The sequence below is a fragment of the Erythrobacter sp. JB1-15 genome, assembly GCF_057365035.1.
Genome location: NZ_CP200295.1, coordinates 901,453 through 919,654, shown reverse-complemented (window position 1 = coordinate 919,654; position 18,202 = coordinate 901,453). Strand labels below are relative to the sequence as shown.

At 54.3% G+C, this 18,202-nt stretch carries 13 protein-coding genes and 4 pseudogenes; 12 read left to right on the top strand and 5 right to left on the bottom strand.

Annotated features, from left to right (window positions below; genetic code table 11):
- The first annotated feature begins 125 nt into the window (after window positions 1-125).
- From dksA to kynU, 7 genes are all read left to right on the top strand, one after another.
- Complete coding sequence (gene dksA, locus AC0V6L_RS04330) at window positions 126-584, top strand: RNA polymerase-binding protein DksA (RefSeq protein ID WP_486153161.1); 459 nt, start codon at window positions 126-128, stop codon at window positions 582-584.
- 198 nt (window positions 585-782) lie between these two features.
- A complete protein-coding gene (locus tag AC0V6L_RS04325; RefSeq protein WP_486153160.1) occupies window positions 783-1,160 on the top strand; it encodes a PilZ domain-containing protein in 378 nt (125 codons plus the stop codon).
- A 277-nt stretch (window positions 1,161-1,437) separates the two neighbouring features.
- Window positions 1,438-2,772 carry an ABC transporter substrate-binding protein gene (locus AC0V6L_RS04320; RefSeq protein WP_486153159.1) on the top strand — a complete coding sequence of 445 codons (1,335 nt, stop codon included), beginning with the start codon at window positions 1,438-1,440 and terminating at the stop codon, window positions 2,770-2,772.
- Window positions 2,773-2,791: 19 nt separating this feature from the next.
- A complete protein-coding gene (locus AC0V6L_RS04315; protein WP_486153158.1) occupies window positions 2,792-3,208 on the top strand; it encodes a DUF4112 domain-containing protein in 417 nt (138 codons plus the stop codon).
- Between the two features lie 40 nt (window positions 3,209-3,248).
- A complete protein-coding gene (locus AC0V6L_RS04310) occupies window positions 3,249-4,040 on the top strand; it encodes a tryptophan 2,3-dioxygenase (protein ID WP_486153157.1) in 792 nt (263 codons plus the stop codon).
- Complete coding sequence (kynB, locus tag AC0V6L_RS04305) at window positions 4,040-4,666, top strand: arylformamidase (RefSeq protein WP_486153156.1); 627 nt, start codon at window positions 4,040-4,042, stop codon at window positions 4,664-4,666. The genes AC0V6L_RS04310 and kynB overlap by 1 nt, the downstream gene beginning before the upstream one ends.
- Window positions 4,663-5,880, top strand: a complete 1,218-nt coding sequence (gene kynU / locus AC0V6L_RS04300; protein WP_486153155.1) for a kynureninase — start codon at window positions 4,663-4,665, stop codon at window positions 5,878-5,880. The genes kynB and kynU overlap by 4 nt, the downstream gene beginning before the upstream one ends.
- A 332-nt stretch (window positions 5,881-6,212) precedes the next feature.
- On the opposite strand, the pseudogene AC0V6L_RS04295 reads toward kynU, so the two are convergent.
- A pseudogene (locus tag AC0V6L_RS04295) lies at window positions 6,213-6,805 on the bottom strand (HNH endonuclease).
- A gap of 149 nt (window positions 6,806-6,954) precedes the next feature.
- Here AC0V6L_RS04295 and gluQRS point away from each other — a divergent pair.
- The 3 genes and pseudogenes from gluQRS to AC0V6L_RS04280 all read left to right on the top strand — a co-directional run bounded on the left by gluQRS (window position 6,955) and on the right by AC0V6L_RS04280 (window position 9,616).
- On the top strand, window positions 6,955-7,776 hold the full coding sequence (gluQRS, locus tag AC0V6L_RS04290; RefSeq protein WP_486155042.1) for a tRNA glutamyl-Q(34) synthetase GluQRS: 822 nt from the start codon (window positions 6,955-6,957) through the stop codon (window positions 7,774-7,776).
- Between the two features lie 301 nt (window positions 7,777-8,077).
- A pseudogene (locus tag AC0V6L_RS04285) lies at window positions 8,078-8,652 on the top strand (cob(I)yrinic acid a,c-diamide adenosyltransferase).
- Window positions 8,653-8,747: 95 nt separating this feature from the next.
- A pseudogene (locus AC0V6L_RS04280) lies at window positions 8,748-9,616 on the top strand (3-hydroxyacyl-CoA dehydrogenase NAD-binding domain-containing protein).
- Window positions 9,617-9,639: 23 nt separating this feature from the next.
- Here AC0V6L_RS04280 and AC0V6L_RS04275 read toward each other — a convergent pair.
- Together AC0V6L_RS04275 and mutS are read right to left on the bottom strand one after the other, a co-directional pair.
- Entirely contained in the window at window positions 9,640-10,170 is a 531-nt protein-coding gene (locus AC0V6L_RS04275; protein WP_486153154.1) for a hypothetical protein, read from the bottom strand.
- Between the two features lie 24 nt (window positions 10,171-10,194).
- Window positions 10,195-12,814: pseudogene (gene mutS, locus AC0V6L_RS04270) on the bottom strand (DNA mismatch repair protein MutS).
- A 158-nt stretch (window positions 12,815-12,972) separates the two neighbouring features.
- On the opposite strand from mutS, the gene AC0V6L_RS04265 reads away from it, so the two are divergent.
- A complete protein-coding gene (locus AC0V6L_RS04265) occupies window positions 12,973-15,234 on the top strand; it encodes an NADP-dependent malic enzyme (protein WP_486153153.1) in 2,262 nt (753 codons plus the stop codon).
- Between the two features lies 1 nt (window position 15,235).
- Here AC0V6L_RS04265 and AC0V6L_RS04260 read toward each other — a convergent pair whose 3' ends face one another.
- Window positions 15,236-15,970 carry a DUF3592 domain-containing protein gene (locus AC0V6L_RS04260; RefSeq protein ID WP_486153152.1) on the bottom strand — a complete coding sequence of 245 codons (735 nt, stop codon included), beginning with the start codon at window positions 15,968-15,970 and terminating at the stop codon, window positions 15,236-15,238.
- 39 nt (window positions 15,971-16,009) lie between these two features.
- Window positions 16,010-16,714 carry a tRNA (guanine(46)-N(7))-methyltransferase TrmB gene (gene trmB, locus AC0V6L_RS04255; protein ID WP_486148504.1) on the bottom strand — a complete coding sequence of 235 codons (705 nt, stop codon included), beginning with the start codon at window positions 16,712-16,714 and terminating at the stop codon, window positions 16,010-16,012.
- Between the two features lie 105 nt (window positions 16,715-16,819).
- On the opposite strand from trmB, the gene AC0V6L_RS04250 reads away from it, so the two are divergent.
- Window positions 16,820-18,055, top strand: coding sequence for a mechanosensitive ion channel family protein (locus tag AC0V6L_RS04250; protein WP_486148502.1), 1,236 nt, complete (start codon window positions 16,820-16,822; stop codon window positions 18,053-18,055).
- The last annotated feature ends 147 nt before the right edge of the window (window positions 18,056-18,202 follow it).

Sequence of the window (18,202 nt, the reverse complement as noted above, 5' to 3'; positions counted from 1 at the left end):
CAGTCACCCCTTGCCTATAGCGCCGCACATGCGATCGATCATGTTGGGGAGCAGATCGAAATTGAAACGTGTAAGCGTCAGGACGGGACGGTCTCGAGGGGATATTTTTGGGACAAGAAAACCACATGGGCAGCGCCACCTCTGAAGAAATTGATATCCTTGAAAAAGCCAAGCGCTTGCTCGGGCCAGATTATCTGCCGAGCGAAGACGAGGAATACATGAGTGAGCCGCAGCAGAACTATTTCCGCATGCTGCTGATCGAATGGAAGCGTTCGATTCATGACGCAGCCGACCAAACCCTTCAATCGCTTCAAGACGGCCCTATTCGAGAAGCCGATTTGAATGATCGCGCTTCAAGCGAAACCGATTGGGGTATCGAGTTGCGCACCCGTGACAGGCAGCGCAAGTTGATATCAAAGATTGATTCAGCGCTTCGTCGGATTGATGAAGGCGAATATGGTTTCTGTGAAGTCACAGGAGACCCAATTGGGTTGAGGCGCTTGATTGCTCGCCCTGTGGCGACGATGACGGTCGAGGCACAGGAGGCCCATGAACGGCGCGAAAAGATCTCGCGCGACAATTAGGGCATAAAGAAAGGCATAGCCTTGCGTTTCAATTTGGGACGCAGTATTTTTGTACTGGGTCGAAGAAAACGGTTTAACGCACCGTTAACTGCCAAAAGTTAGCTCGATCTCGTCTTTCGATTGAGGTTTGTCCATTCGAAAGGTTTATCCGGACGGGTACGCTATCGCTCGGCCGGCAAAAATAGGAGCGGTCCGGCAATGACGAGTTTGGAAACAAGAAGTGTGTCGCGCGACAGCTTTTTTCTGCTCGCCACTATTCGCATTGAGCAGCAAAAAGATTCGCACAGAGTGCGCGTCCGAAATCTCTCGGACGGCGGAATGATGGCTGAGGGTTCTTTGCGAGTTCAACGCGGCAACCGACTCGAAATAGAATTGCGTAATGTTGGGTCAGTCAATGGCAGTGTCGCTTGGGTCCAGGACAATCGTTTTGGTATTGCTTTCGATGAAGAAATCAACTCGCAGCTTGCGAGGCAGTCCCCGGATTCAGACGAAAGACCCGAGAGTTCCGGTCCGGAGGGTTCTTGGGCGCACCGCGCTCCAAAAGCTCCGGAAGCGGGCAAGGTCAGAAAAATCTAGGTTTGCCGCCCCCGAAAACCCAAATCGTTGAGGTTTTCGTTTTGACGCACGCTATGGTGTGGTCCTACTCTTAAGACCTGCTATTGCTCGCGGCGCGATGCGTGTTTGCTCAAATCAAGAACTCCTCAGTTTCTGGTCGAGGCTTTGGACTGCCCTTTTGCTGGCAGCTGGCTCCTTCGCTTTGTCATCTTGCGGTAACTCGGTGCAAGAAGGCCCCGTTGCGGTGGCAGTTATTGGAGACCCTGAGAGCCTTGATCAGAGTGGGTACCGACTGTCTGTGGCGGCGCAACATCTAAGGGGCGCGACCAATGAGGGACTGGTTGCCCTTGATCAGTCAGGAAGGATATTACCCGGGCTCGCTGAGCGATGGCATGTTTCGCCTGACGGACTATACTACACCTTCAAACTGCGCGACGCCTCATGGTCGAATGATGAGCCCATCACAGCTGAAGAGGTCAGGCGAATTCTTCGTGTCACAGTGGATCAGTTGGATGGAACCTCGCTTGGTTTAGATTTGGCCAAGCTTCAAGAGATACGTGCGATGACAGGGCGTGTTTTGGAATTGCGTTTGTCCAGCCCTATGCCTGAATTCCTTCGTGTCCTGGCGCAGCCAGAACTTGGACTGGTGCAAAACGCCATGGGTTCTGGTCCAATGGTGTCTATCCGCGGTGATGATAACCAGCTGCTAGAGCTAAGTGCCTTACCTCCGGACCGCAGAGGGCTGCCAGCACGGGAAAATTGGGAGCGCTTTTTTCGCCCCCTCACGCTGCGAGTATTGCCTGCGCCTGATGCGGTTGATGAGTTTGCGCAAGGCAGCATTGACGTGTTGCTCAATGGCACTTTGGCAGATCTTCCGCGCGTCGATCTAGGTCCGCTTTCGCGCGGTACAATCCAGGTCGATCCAACGCAGGGTATTTTTGGCTTGGCGTTTCTCAATTCAAACGGTGTGCTCTCTGATCCAGCGAGACGAGAAGCCTTGTCGATGGCGATCGACCGAGACGCATTGATAGAGCCATTTGGCCTTGGCGGCTGGCAGCCCAGTGATCTTATCGTGTCGTCCTCCATGATAGAGGGTGCTGGATTTACCGAGTCTCGCTGGCCTGATCTGAGCCTGGAAGAGCGCAGGTCTATTGCCGCAAGACGAATTTCCCAATGGGAAGGCGCGGCGGGTGCTGATGCGGTGGTGCGAGTGCGGTTGGCACCGGGGCCAGGCAATGACCAGTTGTTCAACGAGCTTAGGCAATCATGGCAGGCTATAGGACTGGAAGCCGTCCGAGTGGCTGGTAATGACCCCGCTGATTTTGAACTGCGCGACGCAATAGCGCGATATTCTTCGCCTAGGTGGTTTCTAAACCAGTTTCATTGCAAAGTGAGCCAAGGCCTATGTTCGAAGCGAGCAGACGAATTGGTAGGGGCAACTCTCGATCTTCGTGACCTTGGTGCCAAGCGGCGCCTGCTGGCAGATGCGCATGACGCGTTGGTGGCCGAAGAAGTGTTTATTCCGTTCGGTGCACCCGTGCGTTGGGCTTTGGTTCGTGGCACGATTGCGTCGTTTGAACCCAATCCCTGGGGCCTTCACCCCTTGTTCCCGCTCTCTCAAGCCACCAATTAGGTTGTGAAGGAGAAGAAGTGTGGACCGTCCTGAGCCGTTTCAGCCTGCTGCATTGAACTTACCGACTGGTACGGACCCAGCATCGGTGCGAGCCCGTGTTGAGGCACTGGAATTTTTGCTTGAGCGAAGTTTTCGCGTACCCGGCATGAATGTCCCGATCGGGTTGGACGCGCTTATCGGTCTCGTGCCGGTATTGGGAGATTTCGTCACCACTGCACTTGGCGCTTACATTGTCTGGGAGGCACGGAACCTTGGATTGTCGCGGTGGCAGATCATGCGAATGGGGGGCAACGTTGCATTCGACACGGTTCTGGGCTTGGTCCCCTTAGTTGGCGATGCGGCTGATTTTGTCTTCCGATCCAACACGCGGAATTTGCGCATCATCAAACGGCATTTGGACAAACATCACCCCCAAAGCCGGATCATCGAAGGGTGACTGCGAAGACCTTTTGTGCGCTTTTGGGAAACTGACTGGCATGCCTGCTGAAATAACTTATTCGAACTATCTTGATTTAGATCGGATTTTGTCCGCCCAGCATCCCTCATCGGACGCACACGACGAAATGCTCTTCATTGTCGTCCATCAGGCCAGCGAGCTGTGGCTGAAATTGTGTCTTCACGAATTGACCGCAGCGCGCCAGGCAATCGAAACCGATGATCTTCGGCCGGCGTTCAAAATGCTTTCGCGCGTCGCTCGCGCTCAGCAGCAACTGATCCAAAGTTGGGATGTCTTGAGCACAATGACACCCCATGATTATTCGCGCATCCGTCCATTTCTGGGTGGCTCAAGCGGGTTTCAGTCACCGCAGTACCGCATGATGGAGTTCATGCTTGGAGGCCGTGACAAAAAACACATTAAGCTGCATCGTGACAACTCGGATTGGTCTGCGCGGTTGGAAGCTGAAACGACGCGCGCCAGCTTGTATGAAGCAGCCTTGTCTTTGCTGTCGCGAAGGGGCTTTGCAATTGATCCAATGGTTTTTGAGCAATCCACCAGCAAGTTTTACGCGCATAATTCAAGCGTCGAAGCCGCATGGGCCGAAATTTATCGAGAACCAGCGAAACACTGGGATCTTTATGAATTGGCCGAAAAGCTGGTCGATCTTGAATACCATTTCCAACGCTGGCGATTTGGCCATCTGAAAACGGTTGAGCGCATCATCGGCTTCAAACGCGGAACAGGGGGAACGCCTGGCGTGCCTTACCTAGAGGGGGTGCTCAAGCAGGCCTTCTTCCCAGAATTGCTCAGTGTCAGGACTGCAATCTGATGGCGCGCCGCATTTGGGATATTTCTCAAAGGCTTCGCCCCAATCTGCCTGTTTGGCCCGGCGATACAGCTTTTCAGCATGCACGGACCTGGAAAATGGAGGAAGGTTCTGCGGTCAATGTGTCGGCGCTGACATTGTCGACGCATTCGGGCACGCACGCAGATGCCCCGCTGCATTACGCAGTTGGTGCCCGTGACATCGCACAGGTCGATTTGGAGCCCTATTTGGGTCGTTGTCTCGTGGTCGATGTCTGTTCGGTAGGGGCTTTGGTGGAGGTTGGCGACGTGCCTGATGTCCAAGGCGTGCAGCGTGTTTTGTTTCGGACATTCAAGAGCTTTCCACTCGAAGATTGGATTGCTGAAACCGCCGCAATCGCGCCTGAAACGATTGACTGGCTTGCATCGCAAGGCGTTCGGCTGGTCGGGATTGATGGCCCCTCGATCGATCCGCAATCATCCCTCACGATGGCAGCGCACAAGGCCGTACTGAAACACGATATGCGTGTGCTCGAAGGCTTGGTGTTGGATGATGTGCCTGCGGGGCAATACGAGCTCATCGCATTACCTCTTCCAATTGAAGGCGGTGATGCTTCACCTGTTCGCGCCATCTTGCGGGACCTGCCATGATCGAAAGAGCTCGGGAACTCGACGCTGCCGATCCGCTCGTATCCTATCGTGATCGGTTCAGTCTGCCTGAAGGCATCGTATACCTTGATGGTAATTCACTGGGAGCCCTTCCAAAGGCCACGCCCGCCGCGATGCAACGCGCTGTCGAGCAGGAGTGGGGCAAAGGCCTCATCGGGTCTTGGAACAGCGCAGGATGGTTCGATATGGCCGCGCGAGTGGGAGGCAAGATTGCGCCGCTCATTGGGGCCAAAGACCATGAAGTGATCGTATGCGACAGCGTGAGCGTGAACCTGTTCAAATTGATCGCCGCGGCGCTGCAAATGCGGCCTGGGCGCACTATTATCCTTTCCGAGCCCGGCAATTTCCCGACTGACATCTACATGGTTGAGGGGTTGGAGAAACAGGGACTGGCCGAAAGGCGGCTGGCAGATCGCAAGGCCCTTTTCGAGGCGTTGGATGACAATGTGGCGGTGTTGATGCTCACACACGCTCATTACAAAACAGGCGATCTGTTCGACATGTCGGCCTTGACCAAGGCCGCGCATGAGGCAGGTGCGCTGGTTTTGTGGGACTTGTCTCATTCCGCAGGTGCGCTCCCTGTCGACCTGAATGGCTGCAATGCAGACTTTGCCACTGGCTGCGGCTATAAATATTTGTGCGGGGGCCCTGGTGCGCCTGCTTTTGCTTTCGTTGCCGAGCGCCATCATTCGGAATTGAAACAGCCGCTTACGGGATGGTTCGGTCACGCGAGACCTTTCGAATTCTCTGACGATTATGAGCCGGCCGCAGGTATTGAGCAGCTGCAATGCGGCACGTCGCCGATCCTCGGTCTGACGGCTTTGGAAGTGGGTGTGGAGTTGATCGCGGAAATTGGAGTTGATCGCCTAAACGCCAAGTCGCAGGCGCTTTCTGAGTTTTTTCTGGAGTGTCTGGGAATAGATGCAGCCGATTTGGAGCTAGTTTCAGCCTTAAAGGCTCATAATCGCGGTAGTCAGCTCTCGTTTCGGCACCCAGACGCGTATCCGATATGTCAGGCCTTGATCGAACAGGGTGTCGTGGGTGATTTTCGTCACCCTGACATCCTGCGGCTTGGATTTGCGCCGGCATACTTGGGATTTGAAGATATGTGGCAGGCTGCAAACAAGCTTCTTCAGGTTATCGAGAATATTGACTTCGTTCGCGATAAGTTCTCCGAGAAGAATGCAGTTACCTGAAACTGGCTCTCTCAATACATCCAAAACGGTTCTAATTCACTCAAATCCTGACATAATTAGTCTATAGCTATGGAAGGGCCGACGTTTTGTTGGTTTTTACAGGGGAGGTGAATATGGACTATTCTATTATTGTATCTATCGCGATGGTCTGCATTGCATTTTCGATGCTTGTTGTAAAAATCATCGAGATTTCACAGATGAACTGACAACAAATTGCTGGATCGGACTGGTTCTGATCTGCAACAGCCAAAGGCCGCGTTATTTTTCGGCGCGGCCTTTGATCGTGCATGTTTGTGAACTGTGACGGAGTGTGTGCCAGCAAAAGGCGCAGGTTACGCTTCCAGTTCGATGTCCCAATAGAGCCAATCTCGCCATGTCTCATGGAGGAAGTTTGGCGGGAACATTTTGCCATATTGCTGCAATTGCCAGCTAGTCGGACGGATGGGAATGATCGTGACTGGCATATTGGCCTGCTTAGGAGTGCGACCGCCTTTTTTAGGTTGCACGATGCGCAGGCGGTGGTGATGTTTTCCCAGGTGGTCTTTCCGCCCAATCGGCGCGGGATGACGTGATCGAATGTTAAGTGGTCCCTTGCGCTGCAATATTGGCATTGAAAGCGGTCGCGCAGAAATACGTTGAAGCGCGTGAAAGCGGGAAATTCGCTTTGTTTCACATACTGCCTCAGTGCGATAACGCTGGGAATTTTCATATCCAAGCTGGGCGAATGCACTTCGCGTTCGTAATTGGCGACGATATCGACCCGGTCCAAGAAGACTGCTTTTATGGCAGTCTGCCATGGCCAAAGGCTCAGCGGATAGTAGGACAGGGGAGTATAATCGGCATTCAGCACAAGCGCTGGGCACGCAGACAGATTGCGCGTCGGATCTTCCTCAGCACTGCGAAACCGTGCAGCTTCTTCGACCAGTTCGGCTTTGAACACGCTTGGCGCTCCTCCCTGATTGACGTGAACATGCCGCGCGCTTTGAGAGAGTCAAAGCTTATCTTGTCCGCTATCCACAGTCATGATCATTTTCATTGTGCGCGAAACAAAGCAACGCTGAGGGCGTTGATCATATTGTGAAGACAGTCACCCGTTTCGCGCCCAGCCCCAATGGCAATTTGCATCTTGGCCATGCTTTCTCTGCCATTTTTGCGCACGATTTCGCGCACGAACGGGGCGGTGACTTTCTTTTGCGCATCGAAGATATTGATGGGCCGCGATCCCGCCGTGAATTTGCGGATAATTTCAGGCGCGATTTGGAATGGTTGGGGTTGGAATGGCTAGAAGTCGCTCCCCAATCAGAACGCCTAGCTTCTTATGAAACAGCGGCTCAAACAATCGCAGAAATGGGAATGCTCTATGCGTGTTCATGCACTCGCAAAGAAGTGGAGGCGTTGCCCGTCCGAGCGACACAAGACGGGCAAGTCTATCCAGGATCATGTAAGGGGCGTTGCAACAATCCTGCGGAACTAGCGGCTTTAAGGCTTGATATTGATGCCGCAATGGCGCGGTTTGGCGATCTTATTTGGACCGATGAGGAAGTAGGAAGCGTCGTGGCCGATCCGCGCGAATTTGGCGATGTGGTCGTTGTTCGCAAAGACTTGCCAGCCAGCTATCACTTGGCTGCGACATTAGATGATGCTCGTGATGGAGTGACCGACGTAACGCGTGGAGCGGATCTCTTTGTCGCCACACATATCCATCGAATCTTGCAGGAGATACTGCGCTTGCCCGTACCACACTGGCATCATCACCCCTTAATCCTTGATCCAGAAGGTAAAAAGTTGGCTAAAAGCCGCAATTCGCCGCCGCTTATCAATAGGCGGAATGCCGGTGAGGACGGGAAAGCGTTGGCGGCACAATTGCGCGACAGGTATTTTCCTCTTGGAACTTAGGCGAAGGCTGCCCATTTCACCTTCATGAACTATTTCCTTATCCCCGTGCTGATTGTCCTTTGCGTCCTTGTGGTTGTGTCTTTGATCCGAGGTGTGGTCGCATTCTTGAAAACGACTAAGATCGATCTTGAAACAGGTGAAGGGGAGACCGCGACAGATATGCAGCTCGCGCAAAACAAAGCGATGTTCGCTCGGATTAAATACCAGGCTCTGGCTATTGTGGTTGTTGCGATCATATTCCTGGTGGCGCAGAACTGAGCTTTCTGGACGCACGCGCGATCGCAGTTCATACTGCGTAGCCATGGTCAAACTGAACAAGATATACACGCGTACTGGCGATGATGGGACCACTGGTCTTGTTGATGGGTCTCGAACACCAAAACATTCAGAACGCATCGCTGCAATTGGGGCGGTTGATGAAGCGAACAGCGCGATAGGTCTCGCCATATGCGCGGTTGAGAGTGATGCTCACCAATCGCTGCTTACCAGAGTGCAAAATGATCTGTTCGACCTAGGCGCTGATCTTGCGACACCTGCCGAGAAGGGTGATTTTCGCCCTTCCAAGATGGTCTTGCGAATAGTCCCTCCACAAAGCGATTGGATCGAGCGCCAGATTGATACGCTTAATGAGAAGCTGGAGCCTCTTTCAAGCTTTGTCCTGCCAGGTGGGGGGAGGCAGCTGCCCGATTGCACGTCGCACGCGCGGCCGTTCGGTCTGCTGAACGCTTTATGACCGCCCTGGCAGCTGAAGTTCCAGTTAACCCTGCTGCGCTAACTTACATCAACCGGTTGTCGGACCTTTTGTTTGTCATGGCGCGGGTGCTCAATGATTATGGGCAGGCTGATGTGAAGTGGGTGCCGGGGTCAAGCCGATAGGCGACATCTTAAGCTAAATTGCTGGCCAATCGCAAAGTGCGACGCTACTTGCCGCATGACGTGCAATATGCTGCACTTGCGAAGGGATGAGGTTGATGCGGACAATAGCTGTGATTGGTGCAGGGCAAATGGGGACTGGCATTGCCCAGACCATAGCCCAAAACGGAATGGCCGTTCTGATCTCAGATGTGGATCTGGCCCGCGCGCAGGCTGGTAAAGCGGGAATTGAGAAAGCTGTTTCCAAGCTGGTTGGCCGCGGCAAAATAGAGGCGGATGCGGCAGAAGCCTTGCTTTCCCGGATCACCCCGTTCCCGATTATGCTCCCATGGCCGATGCCCAGCTGATCATTGAGGCAGCGACGGAAAAGGAGCCCATCAAACAAGCCATTTTTGAGAATGTCGGAAAGGTGTTGGCGCCAAACGCTGTGATGGCTTCAAACACAAGCTCTATTCCGATCACCAGGATGGCCAATCATTCGCCCGATCCAGAGAGATTTATTGGACTGCATTTCTTCAATCCTGTCCCAGTGATGGGACTTATCGAGGTTATTCCGGGCCTTGCTACATCTGAAGCGACCACTGATGAAGTTACCGCCTTTGCCGAAGGTCTTGGCAAGCAGGTGGTCCTGAGCCAGGATGAACCCGGTTTTGTGGTGAACCGCATTCTGCTGCCGATGATTAACGAGGCAGTGTTTGTGCTGGGTCAGTCAACTGCAGGCATTGAAGACATCGACAAGGGCTGCCGGTTGGGCCTCAATCATCCCATGGGCCCTCTCCAACTGGCCGATTTCGTGGGCTTGGACACCTGTCTCGACATTATCAAAGTTCTCTACAAAACCACCCGCGACACCAAATATCGCCCCGCACCATTGCTGGTCAAATATGTTGAAGCGGGGTGGTTGGGCCGCAAAACAGGCCGCGGCTTTTACGACTATTCAGGTGATCAGCCCGCTCCAACGCGATGACCGGCGCTGGGATGCTTGGCAGGTTATTCAACCTCGCCAGCATCTCCCTTGCCTTTGCCACCAACGGAAGGGCTAATGCGGTTCGCATCGACAGGGATAGGGGCGTGCTCGCCCCCCTCAGCTGCCACAACGATGCGTTTGGGCGGCGAGCTGGATTTTGCACTGCCACTTGAGGGTGCAGGGGCGCTGGCAAAAGGTGACGGGCCGGCGCTCTGTGTGTTTTCTGTGAAATCACCATCACCATCAGAACTGTCTAGTTCACCATCAATCTCGTTAGGGTTTGTTTGGGCAAAGCCGTTGTCATCAAGGCTCTCGTCTTCAGCCTCATCCCCCAGCATATCATCGAAACTGGTGGCCGATGCCCAGCCAGCATTATCCGCCTTGGCAAGCTGCTCTGAGTCGTCCTCCGCAGTTTCTTCGTTTGATAGCTGTTCAGCATCTCCGTCACTGCTGGCATCAGTTCGAATGTTGGATGCAAGCAAAATTCCGCCAATCGCAATGACGGCGAGGATGCTGAGCATCACTTTATACTTTTCAAGAAACGCAATAGACATGCGAGGTTTCTAGCCCATGAGCGGTTAAGGTTTCGTAGCCGAAATCTCTCGTTTCCATTGATAGAGCAAATCCAGAGCGTCGCGGGGGGATAGGCTGTCCAGTTCCGTGTCTTTCAATCGTTCCTCCAGCACGTCCTTACCAGCGTCCTCGTTCTCGCTTGCCATACTTGCAGCAAACAAAGGCAGCTCTCCAAGCCCTGCAGCAATCCCGCCCGTTTGCGTTCTTGCATCCTCAAGCTTTTCCAGCACTTGGCGGGCGCGTGCGACCACTGGCGCAGGCAGACCGGCAAGTTTCGCCACTGCCAGCCCATAGCTCCGATCCGCCGGCCCGCTCGCAAGTTCATGGAGCAGCACCAGATCCCCTTTCCATTCGCGCGCGCGAACATGATGCAGTGAAAGCGCATCGCACTGCTCACCGAGCCGCGCCAGTTCGTGATAATGGGTGGCAAATAAGCAGCGACAGGCAATCTGGGAATGAACCGCTTCAACCACCGCCCACGCCAGCGCCAGCCCATCATATGTTGACGTGCCGCGCCCAACTTCATCAAGTATTACAAAACTTCGGCTGGTGGATTGGGCAAGAATGGCAGCAGTTTCGACCATTTCAACCATGAAAGTCGATCGCCCCCGAGCCAGATTGTCCGACGCGCCAACACGGCTGAACAGACGGTCGACAAGGCCGATTTCGGCGCTTTGAGCGGGCACAAAGCATCCCGCCTGCGCAAGCACTACGATCAAGGCGTTCTGGCGCAGAAACGTTGATTTACCGCCCATATTGGGGCCGCCGATCAGCCATAGCCGATCATTTTCGTGAAGTCCGCAATCATTCGCGACAAAGCGATCGCCGGTTTTGGCAAGAGCGGCCTCGACCACTGGATGCCGGCCGCCTTTGATATCCAGCATGGTGTCGGGGCTGATATTGGGGCGGCACCAGTCGCTTTCGGAGGCGCGTTCGGCAATCCCGGCGGATACATCAATCCGGGCAAGCGCAGAGGCTGTGCCCGCAATCGCCTGGCTGGCCTGCGAAACCGCTTGGGACAATTCCTCGAAATGGGCCTCTTCGGCAGCCAAAGCCCGCCCGCCGCTTTCTGCAATCCGCGCAGCTTCCTCGTGCAGAGCCAGAGAATTGAACCGGACCGCGCCTTTCATTGTCTGACGATGGGTAAACCCGCTTTCAGCTTCCATCAGGGCGTCGGCATGGCGCACAGGCACTTCGATGAAATAGCCTAGCACCCCATTATGTTTGATTTTGAGCGAGGAAATACCGGTTTCATCGCGGTACCTCGCTTCCATCGCTGCAATGGCCTTGCGCGCATTGCCAGATGTCGCGCGCAATTCATCCAGGCTCGCGTCATAATTTTCTGCGATGTATCCGCCGCCAGATCTATCTGTGGGGGGAGGCGACAAGTGCGCGGGCCAGCAGATCTGTCAGCGCCCCATGCCCCGACAAGCGCGGTAGCAATTCGCGCAGCAAATCGGGTTGATCGGAAACAGATGAAAGCAAGCCTGAGATGGTTTCCGCTCCGCGCAATCCGTCGCGCACTTGGCCAAGATCGCGCGGACTTCCTCTGCCTGCCGCAATTCTGCCCAAAGCTCTGCCGATGTCAGGCAATTGGCGCAGTTGATCGCGTAAATCTGCTCGTTCAATCGGCCGATCAAGCCAATATTGACCAAGGGCCAATCGGTCTTCGATCAATTGCTGGTCAAACAAAGGTGCTGCGAGATCCTGCGCCAGTTGCCGCGATCCCGCGCCCGTGACACAGCGGTCGACTGCACCGATTAGAGTGCTCGATCTGTCCGATGCCGAACCACTATTGGCGCTTTCGAGAATTTCAAGGCTCGCCCGCGTTGCTTCGTCCATTGCCATGCTGGTTGTGCCTGCATGCAATGTGGGAGCAAGAAGCAAGGGCAGATTGCCGCGACCAACATGATCAAGATAGGCGACAAGTCCTCCGGCTGCAGCGAGCATGGCGCGTGAAAAATCGCCAAACCCGTCAAGCGTTGCAACCTTGTGCACGGCGCAAAGCCGCTCGGTGCCGCGTTCGCTTGAAAATGCGCGTTTGTCATGCGCGGCGTGCGATATGATGTCGTGCACAAATCCTTCGGGCACAACCACTTCGGTGGGTCCGATGCGGGCCAGTTCCGCTTGCAGTCCATCAGCAGGGCATTCTCCAAGCACCATCTGGCCGGTAGAGATATCGCAGCTGGCAATGCCTATTGTGCCTCGCAGATCGGCGAGGGCTGCGATCACATTCGCTTTGTGCGGCTCTAGCAGCGCCTCTTCGGTCAGAGTGCCAGCCGTGACGAAACGCACAATATCGCGTGCAACCAAAGCTTTCGATGAAGGGCGCCCTTCGCGTTTGGCCCGCGCTTTGGCTTCGTCTGGTGTCTCAACCTGTTCTGCGATTGCGACCCGGCTGCCTGCTTTTATCAACCGAGCCAAATATCCTTCGGCTGAATGGACCGGCACACCGCACATCGGGACAGGTTCGCCGTCATGTTCGCCGCGAGTGGTCAGAGCGATATTGAGGATTTGTGCCGCCTTAACCGCATCATCAAAGAACAGCTCGAAAAAATCGCCCATACGATAAAACAGGAGAGAACCTTGCGCTGCCTCCTTAAGCGTAAGGTATTGCTGCATCATTGGTGTTGGGGTGGTGGAACTAGGCATTCGTCAGGACTAGACAGCATGCGAACGATTCGGAAACGGCAGGCATGTGTGTTTCCCCTATCATCTGAGCTGGGCGCGGGTTAAGCGCACAAAAGGTGGCGATCATACCCCGCGTGAAGGAAGACATACAAATGGCAGACGAACCCAAAGGCGGCTTTACCGCGCGCGAAGCGTTGTTCTATCACGAAACGATCCGGCCTGGTAAACTTGAAGTCGTCGCAACAAAACCGATGACATCGCAGCGCGATCTCAGTCTCGCCTATTCGCCCGGTGTGGCAGTACCCGTCGAAGCAATCGCCGCAGATCCTTCGCTTGCCGCGCGCTACACTGCCCGGTCCAATTTGGTGGCTGTTATCTCCAACGGCTCTGCGATCCTTGGTCTTGGAAATCTAGGTGCGCTGGCCTCGAAACCCGTGATGGAGGGCAAAGCGGTTTTGTTCAAACGCTTTGCCGATGTCGATTCTATTGATATCGAATTGGCTACCGAAGATCCCGAAGCGTTTATCAACGCTGTTGCCCTGATGGAGCCCACCTTTGGCGGCATAAACCTAGAAGACATCAAAGCGCCTGAATGCTTCATCATTGAGGCTGCGCTGCGTGAACGGATGAATATACCGATCATGCACGATGACCAGCACGGCACAGCGATCATCACAGCGGCCGGCCTACTCAATGCCTGCTACCTTACAGACCGCAAGATTGAGGATGTGAAAGTTGTCGTGAATGGCGCGGGCGCTGCGGCCATTGCCTGCACTGCGCTGATCAAAGCGATGGGTGTGCACCACGACAATGTCATCATGTGCGATCGCAAGGGGCCGATCACAATTGGCCGCGACAATGTTGACCAATGGAAAAGCGCGCATGCGGTGAAAACAACCGCAACCACTCTTGAAGAAGCGCTGGACGGGGCTGACATCTTTCTGGGCCTTTCGGCGGCAGGGGCGCTGAAACCGGAATGGGTTTCCAAGATGGCGGACAAGCCGATTATCTTCGCAATGGCCAATCCAGTGCCCGAAATCATGCCTGACGAGGCAAAGGCGGTCCGTCCCGATGCAATTATCGCGACCGGACGCAGCGATTTTCCCAATCAGGTGAATAATGTCTTGGGCTTTCCATTTATCTTCCGCGGTGCGCTTGATGTGCAGGCGACCACGATCAACGAAGAAATGAAAGTTGCCGCGGCGAAAGCCATTGCCGAGCTCGCGCGGGAACGCGTGCCTGAAGAAGTGGTGAGCGCATATGGAAAGAACCAGAAATTCGGCACCGACTATATTATTCCAGCACCTTTCGATCCTCGATTGATCGAAGTGGTATCATCCGCAGTCGCCAAGGCTGCGATGGATTCGGGTGTTGCACAATCTCACGTTGAAGACTTTGAACAATACCGAACAGCATTGCGCTCTCGTCTCAATCCAACGACGTCAGTGCTGACTGGGGTATACAACGAGGCCAAGGCTCATCCCAAGCGGATGGTTTTTGCCGAGGCTGAAGAAGACGTGGTACTGCGCGCGGCCATTCAATACCGCGATTTCGGATATGGGACACCGGTCCTGGTTGGCCGGACCAAAGCAGTGGTCGACAAGCTCCATCAGCTTTCGGTTTCCGATCCCGGCAGCTTTGAAATTCAAAACAGCGCAGACAGCCAGCATGTGCCCGCAATGGTGGATTTCCTATATGAGCGCCTGCAAAGACGCGGATACACCGAACGTGATGTGCGGCGAATGGTCAATCAGAACCGCAATATCTTTGCTTCGCTACTTGTGGCGCTTGGACATGGAGACGGAATGATTTCCGGGCTCACAAAGACATTTGCGCAGACAGTGCGCGAAGTGAACATGGTGCTGGATCCCAAGCCTGAGGCCCTGCCATTTGGCATTCACATGCTGCTTGGCAAAAATCATACGACCTTTCTGGCTGACACGACCATCAACGAACGCCCCGATGCGCAGCAATTGGCGCATATCGCGAAAGAAACGGCAGCAGTTGCTCGCCGGATGGGCCATGAACCGCGTGTTGCGTTTCTGTCCTATTCCACTTTCGGCAATCCATCGGGTCAGTGGCTGACCAATATCCGCGAGGCTGTGGCGATCCTCGATTCAGAAGATCCCGGCTTTGAATATGAAGGCGAGATGGCACCTGATGCGGCTTTGAACACCAAAGTCATGGAGCTGTACCCGTTCAGCCGTCTCTCTGCGCCTGCCAATGTGTTGATTATGCCGGGGCTGCAATCGGCCAATCTTTCCGCAAAACTGCTGAGGGAATTGGGCAGCAATACGACTGTGGGCCCGATGTTGATAGGAATGGAAAAACCAGTGCAAATTGCGCCAATGACCGCGATTGCGCCCGATGTTCTAACTCTGGCCGTTTTGGCAAGCGCGGGCGTTGTGGGCTAACCTACAGCCCGCGCCCTGATGGTATCCACGGCGCTTGTTGCCGGTGATGCGTGTTTGAATGGCGGGCGCTAGCCACATCCACATGCCCCTTCGAAGGTTTGGTGGGCGCGACATAAACTGTGACTTTATCGCCCTTCTGGATGGAAGGAGGCCGTTCCCAAAGCATCTCACTTTTGTATGTCTTTATGGTCCCCGTTTTGGGGTGTTTGGCGGCCGCTTTCACTCTCCATGGATTGGACCCATTGATGGTTATCCGCGTGTCTTTGGCGACAGAAGTGGTTGTTCCTTCAATTGCGATCCCGTGCAATTTAAGTTGCTTGATCCGATACCGGCTCCAGGTTGGAAGGCCTGCCAAAATACCGCCGATCGCCACAAAAAGGCCTCCCATTGCGGCAAAGATCATCGGCAGAAGATGCCGGTCGAAAAACGAGTCGATAATTGCAGAGTTGGAGTTTTCTGGATCGTAGATAACCGTGACCCTCTCGCCGACAGCATATTGAGAATTCGAACTGCTGACATCGCTCGAAAATACGTGGCGGACGCCGCGGTCGTCGCGATACTGAACTCTTGGGCGAAACATGGCATCGCCATCAGAATCTGTGCGGCGCTCAACTTCGATGACTGTTCCCACGGTTGAAGTTCCTGCCGCGGCAAACTGATGATCCGACCAAAAAAACCAGAGCCCAATAGAAGCAAAAAACCGCCAAAAACAGCGACGAAAATTCCCTTTTTTCAAGGCTTTTCATCTTTCTCGCCTTTGCAAAGTCTTCGCAGACTAGGCCTTACGGCGAAATCTGAAATACCAAACTTCATGACCGAAAGTCTCGCGCGCTTTGGTTTCGTAGCGTGTCTCGCACCATCCACTGGGGCGATTTTGCCAGCTCGCCGGCCCATCCGCGACCCATTCAAATTGATCAGTGAAACGCTGCATCACCATCAGAGCATGACGTAAATACACCGCGTGATCGGTGCCAAAGCGAAATTCGCCTCCTGGTTTCAATTTGTCTGCGATCATCTGCACCGGCCCATCATTCACCATTCGGCGTTTTGCATGGCGCGATTTGGGCCAGGGATCAGGATGCAGCAAATACAGCATCGTTAGTGCGCCGTCAGGCACGCGTTTCAAGACTTCCAGCGCATCGCCGTGATGCAGGCGCACATTGGCAAGCCTTTGCTCCTCAATATGGCCCAAAGCTTGCGCGACGCCGTTTACATAGGGTTCTGCGCCGATAAACCCATGATTAGGAAGCATATCAGCCCGGTAGGCAAGATGCTCTCCTCCGCCGAAACCGATCTCGAAATGCAGTGGGCAGGGCTCTCCGAACAAGGCTTGCGCTGTGACATCTCCATCTTGAGGCACCGAAATCTGCGGCAAAAGATTGTCGATCAGGCCTTGCTGGCGTTCGCGCAAAGGCTTGCCAATGCTTCGGCCATACAGCCGGTTGAGAGTGGTGGGGTCGCCTTGTTTGAATGCAGTCATAACGCCAAGCCGCTTGCGCGAGCGCTTAAAATTTGTCCAGTCCCATCAAGGTCGTCGCAGCCAAGGGTTGAGCGATAGCACTGCTTACCGCTATCGCGCCAAGTAATGGACCAATTTAACACATTTCTCTCCGCGCAGCCCATCTGGGCGCAGACCGCTATCGGTTTGACCATCCTTATCTTGACGGCAGTGGTAGTTAACTACGTGCTGAAACACGTGATCCTGCGGGCGGCAAAGCCGTGGTTGGACGAAAAAACCGACACGATAGATAAAGCTGCTGCGTGGCTTGCCACAGCGATACCTTTGCTGATCATCTCACGCGGCATTCAAACGGTGCCGCACCTTGCAGCCGACATAAGCACTGTAATCAGGAATGTCGCACAGGCCCTGATCGTCATGTCCTTTGCGATGGCAATCGTGAAAGGACTTACATACGCCAACGAGCTCTATGAACGCCAGCCGCGTGCCCGTGACCGCCCGATCAAAGGCTTTGTCCAGCTTTTGAAGATCATTATTCTTTGCGGGGCTGCGATCATTCTGATTTCAGTTCTGATCGATCAGTCGCCGCTGCTCCTGCTGTCGGGTCTGGGCGCGATAACGGCAGTGCTTTTGCTGGTGTTCAAAGACACCATTCTCAGCCTTGTGGCGAGCGTGCAGCTGTCGACCAATGACATGCTGCGAGTAGGCGACTGGATCACAATGAACAGTATGGATGCTGATGGGGATGTGATCGATATCTCTTTGCACACGGTGAAAGTGCAGAATTTCGATAAGACGATCACAACCATTCCAACGCACCGGCTCGTTTCAGATGCCTTTCGCAATTGGCGCGGTATGACCGACGCGGGTGGTCGCCGAATCAAACGGTCTTTGATGATTGATCAAAGCTCGATCCGCTTTCTGGACGATGATGAGGTCGTTGCGCTCAAACGGTTCAAGATGCTGAAGGACTATCTCGTCGCCAAGCGCGAGGAGATTGCGGAGTGGAACACGCGCGAACTATCCGGCGAAGATGCTCCCGTGAACGCCAGACGTTTGACGAATTTTGGCACTTTCCGCGCATATGTCGGCGCCTATCTGGCGTGGCATCCAAGGCTTGAACCGAACAATTTTACGATGATGGTCCGGCAATTGCCGCCAAGCGCGCAGGGCACACCATTGGAGCTGTATTGTTTTACCGACACCACCAATTGGAGCGAGTTTGAAACGATCCAGGCGGATATATTCGATCATCTGATTGCTATCGTGCCGGAATTCGGTCTCAAGCTGTTCCAGGAGCCAACCGGGGGCGATTTTGCGAAGGCTGCCCAAATGGTGACGGAAGATCAGGATGGGGCCTAGAAAGGGCTGACCTAAGGGCTGGAGCAACCACGTTCTGCAAATCGCACCATTTGCGCCAACACAAAGAAAAACGCCCGAAGCGTGAGGCTCCGGGCGTTTGTTTCACAGAAGACCGAATTCGTGAAATTCGGACCGCAGGCGATCAGC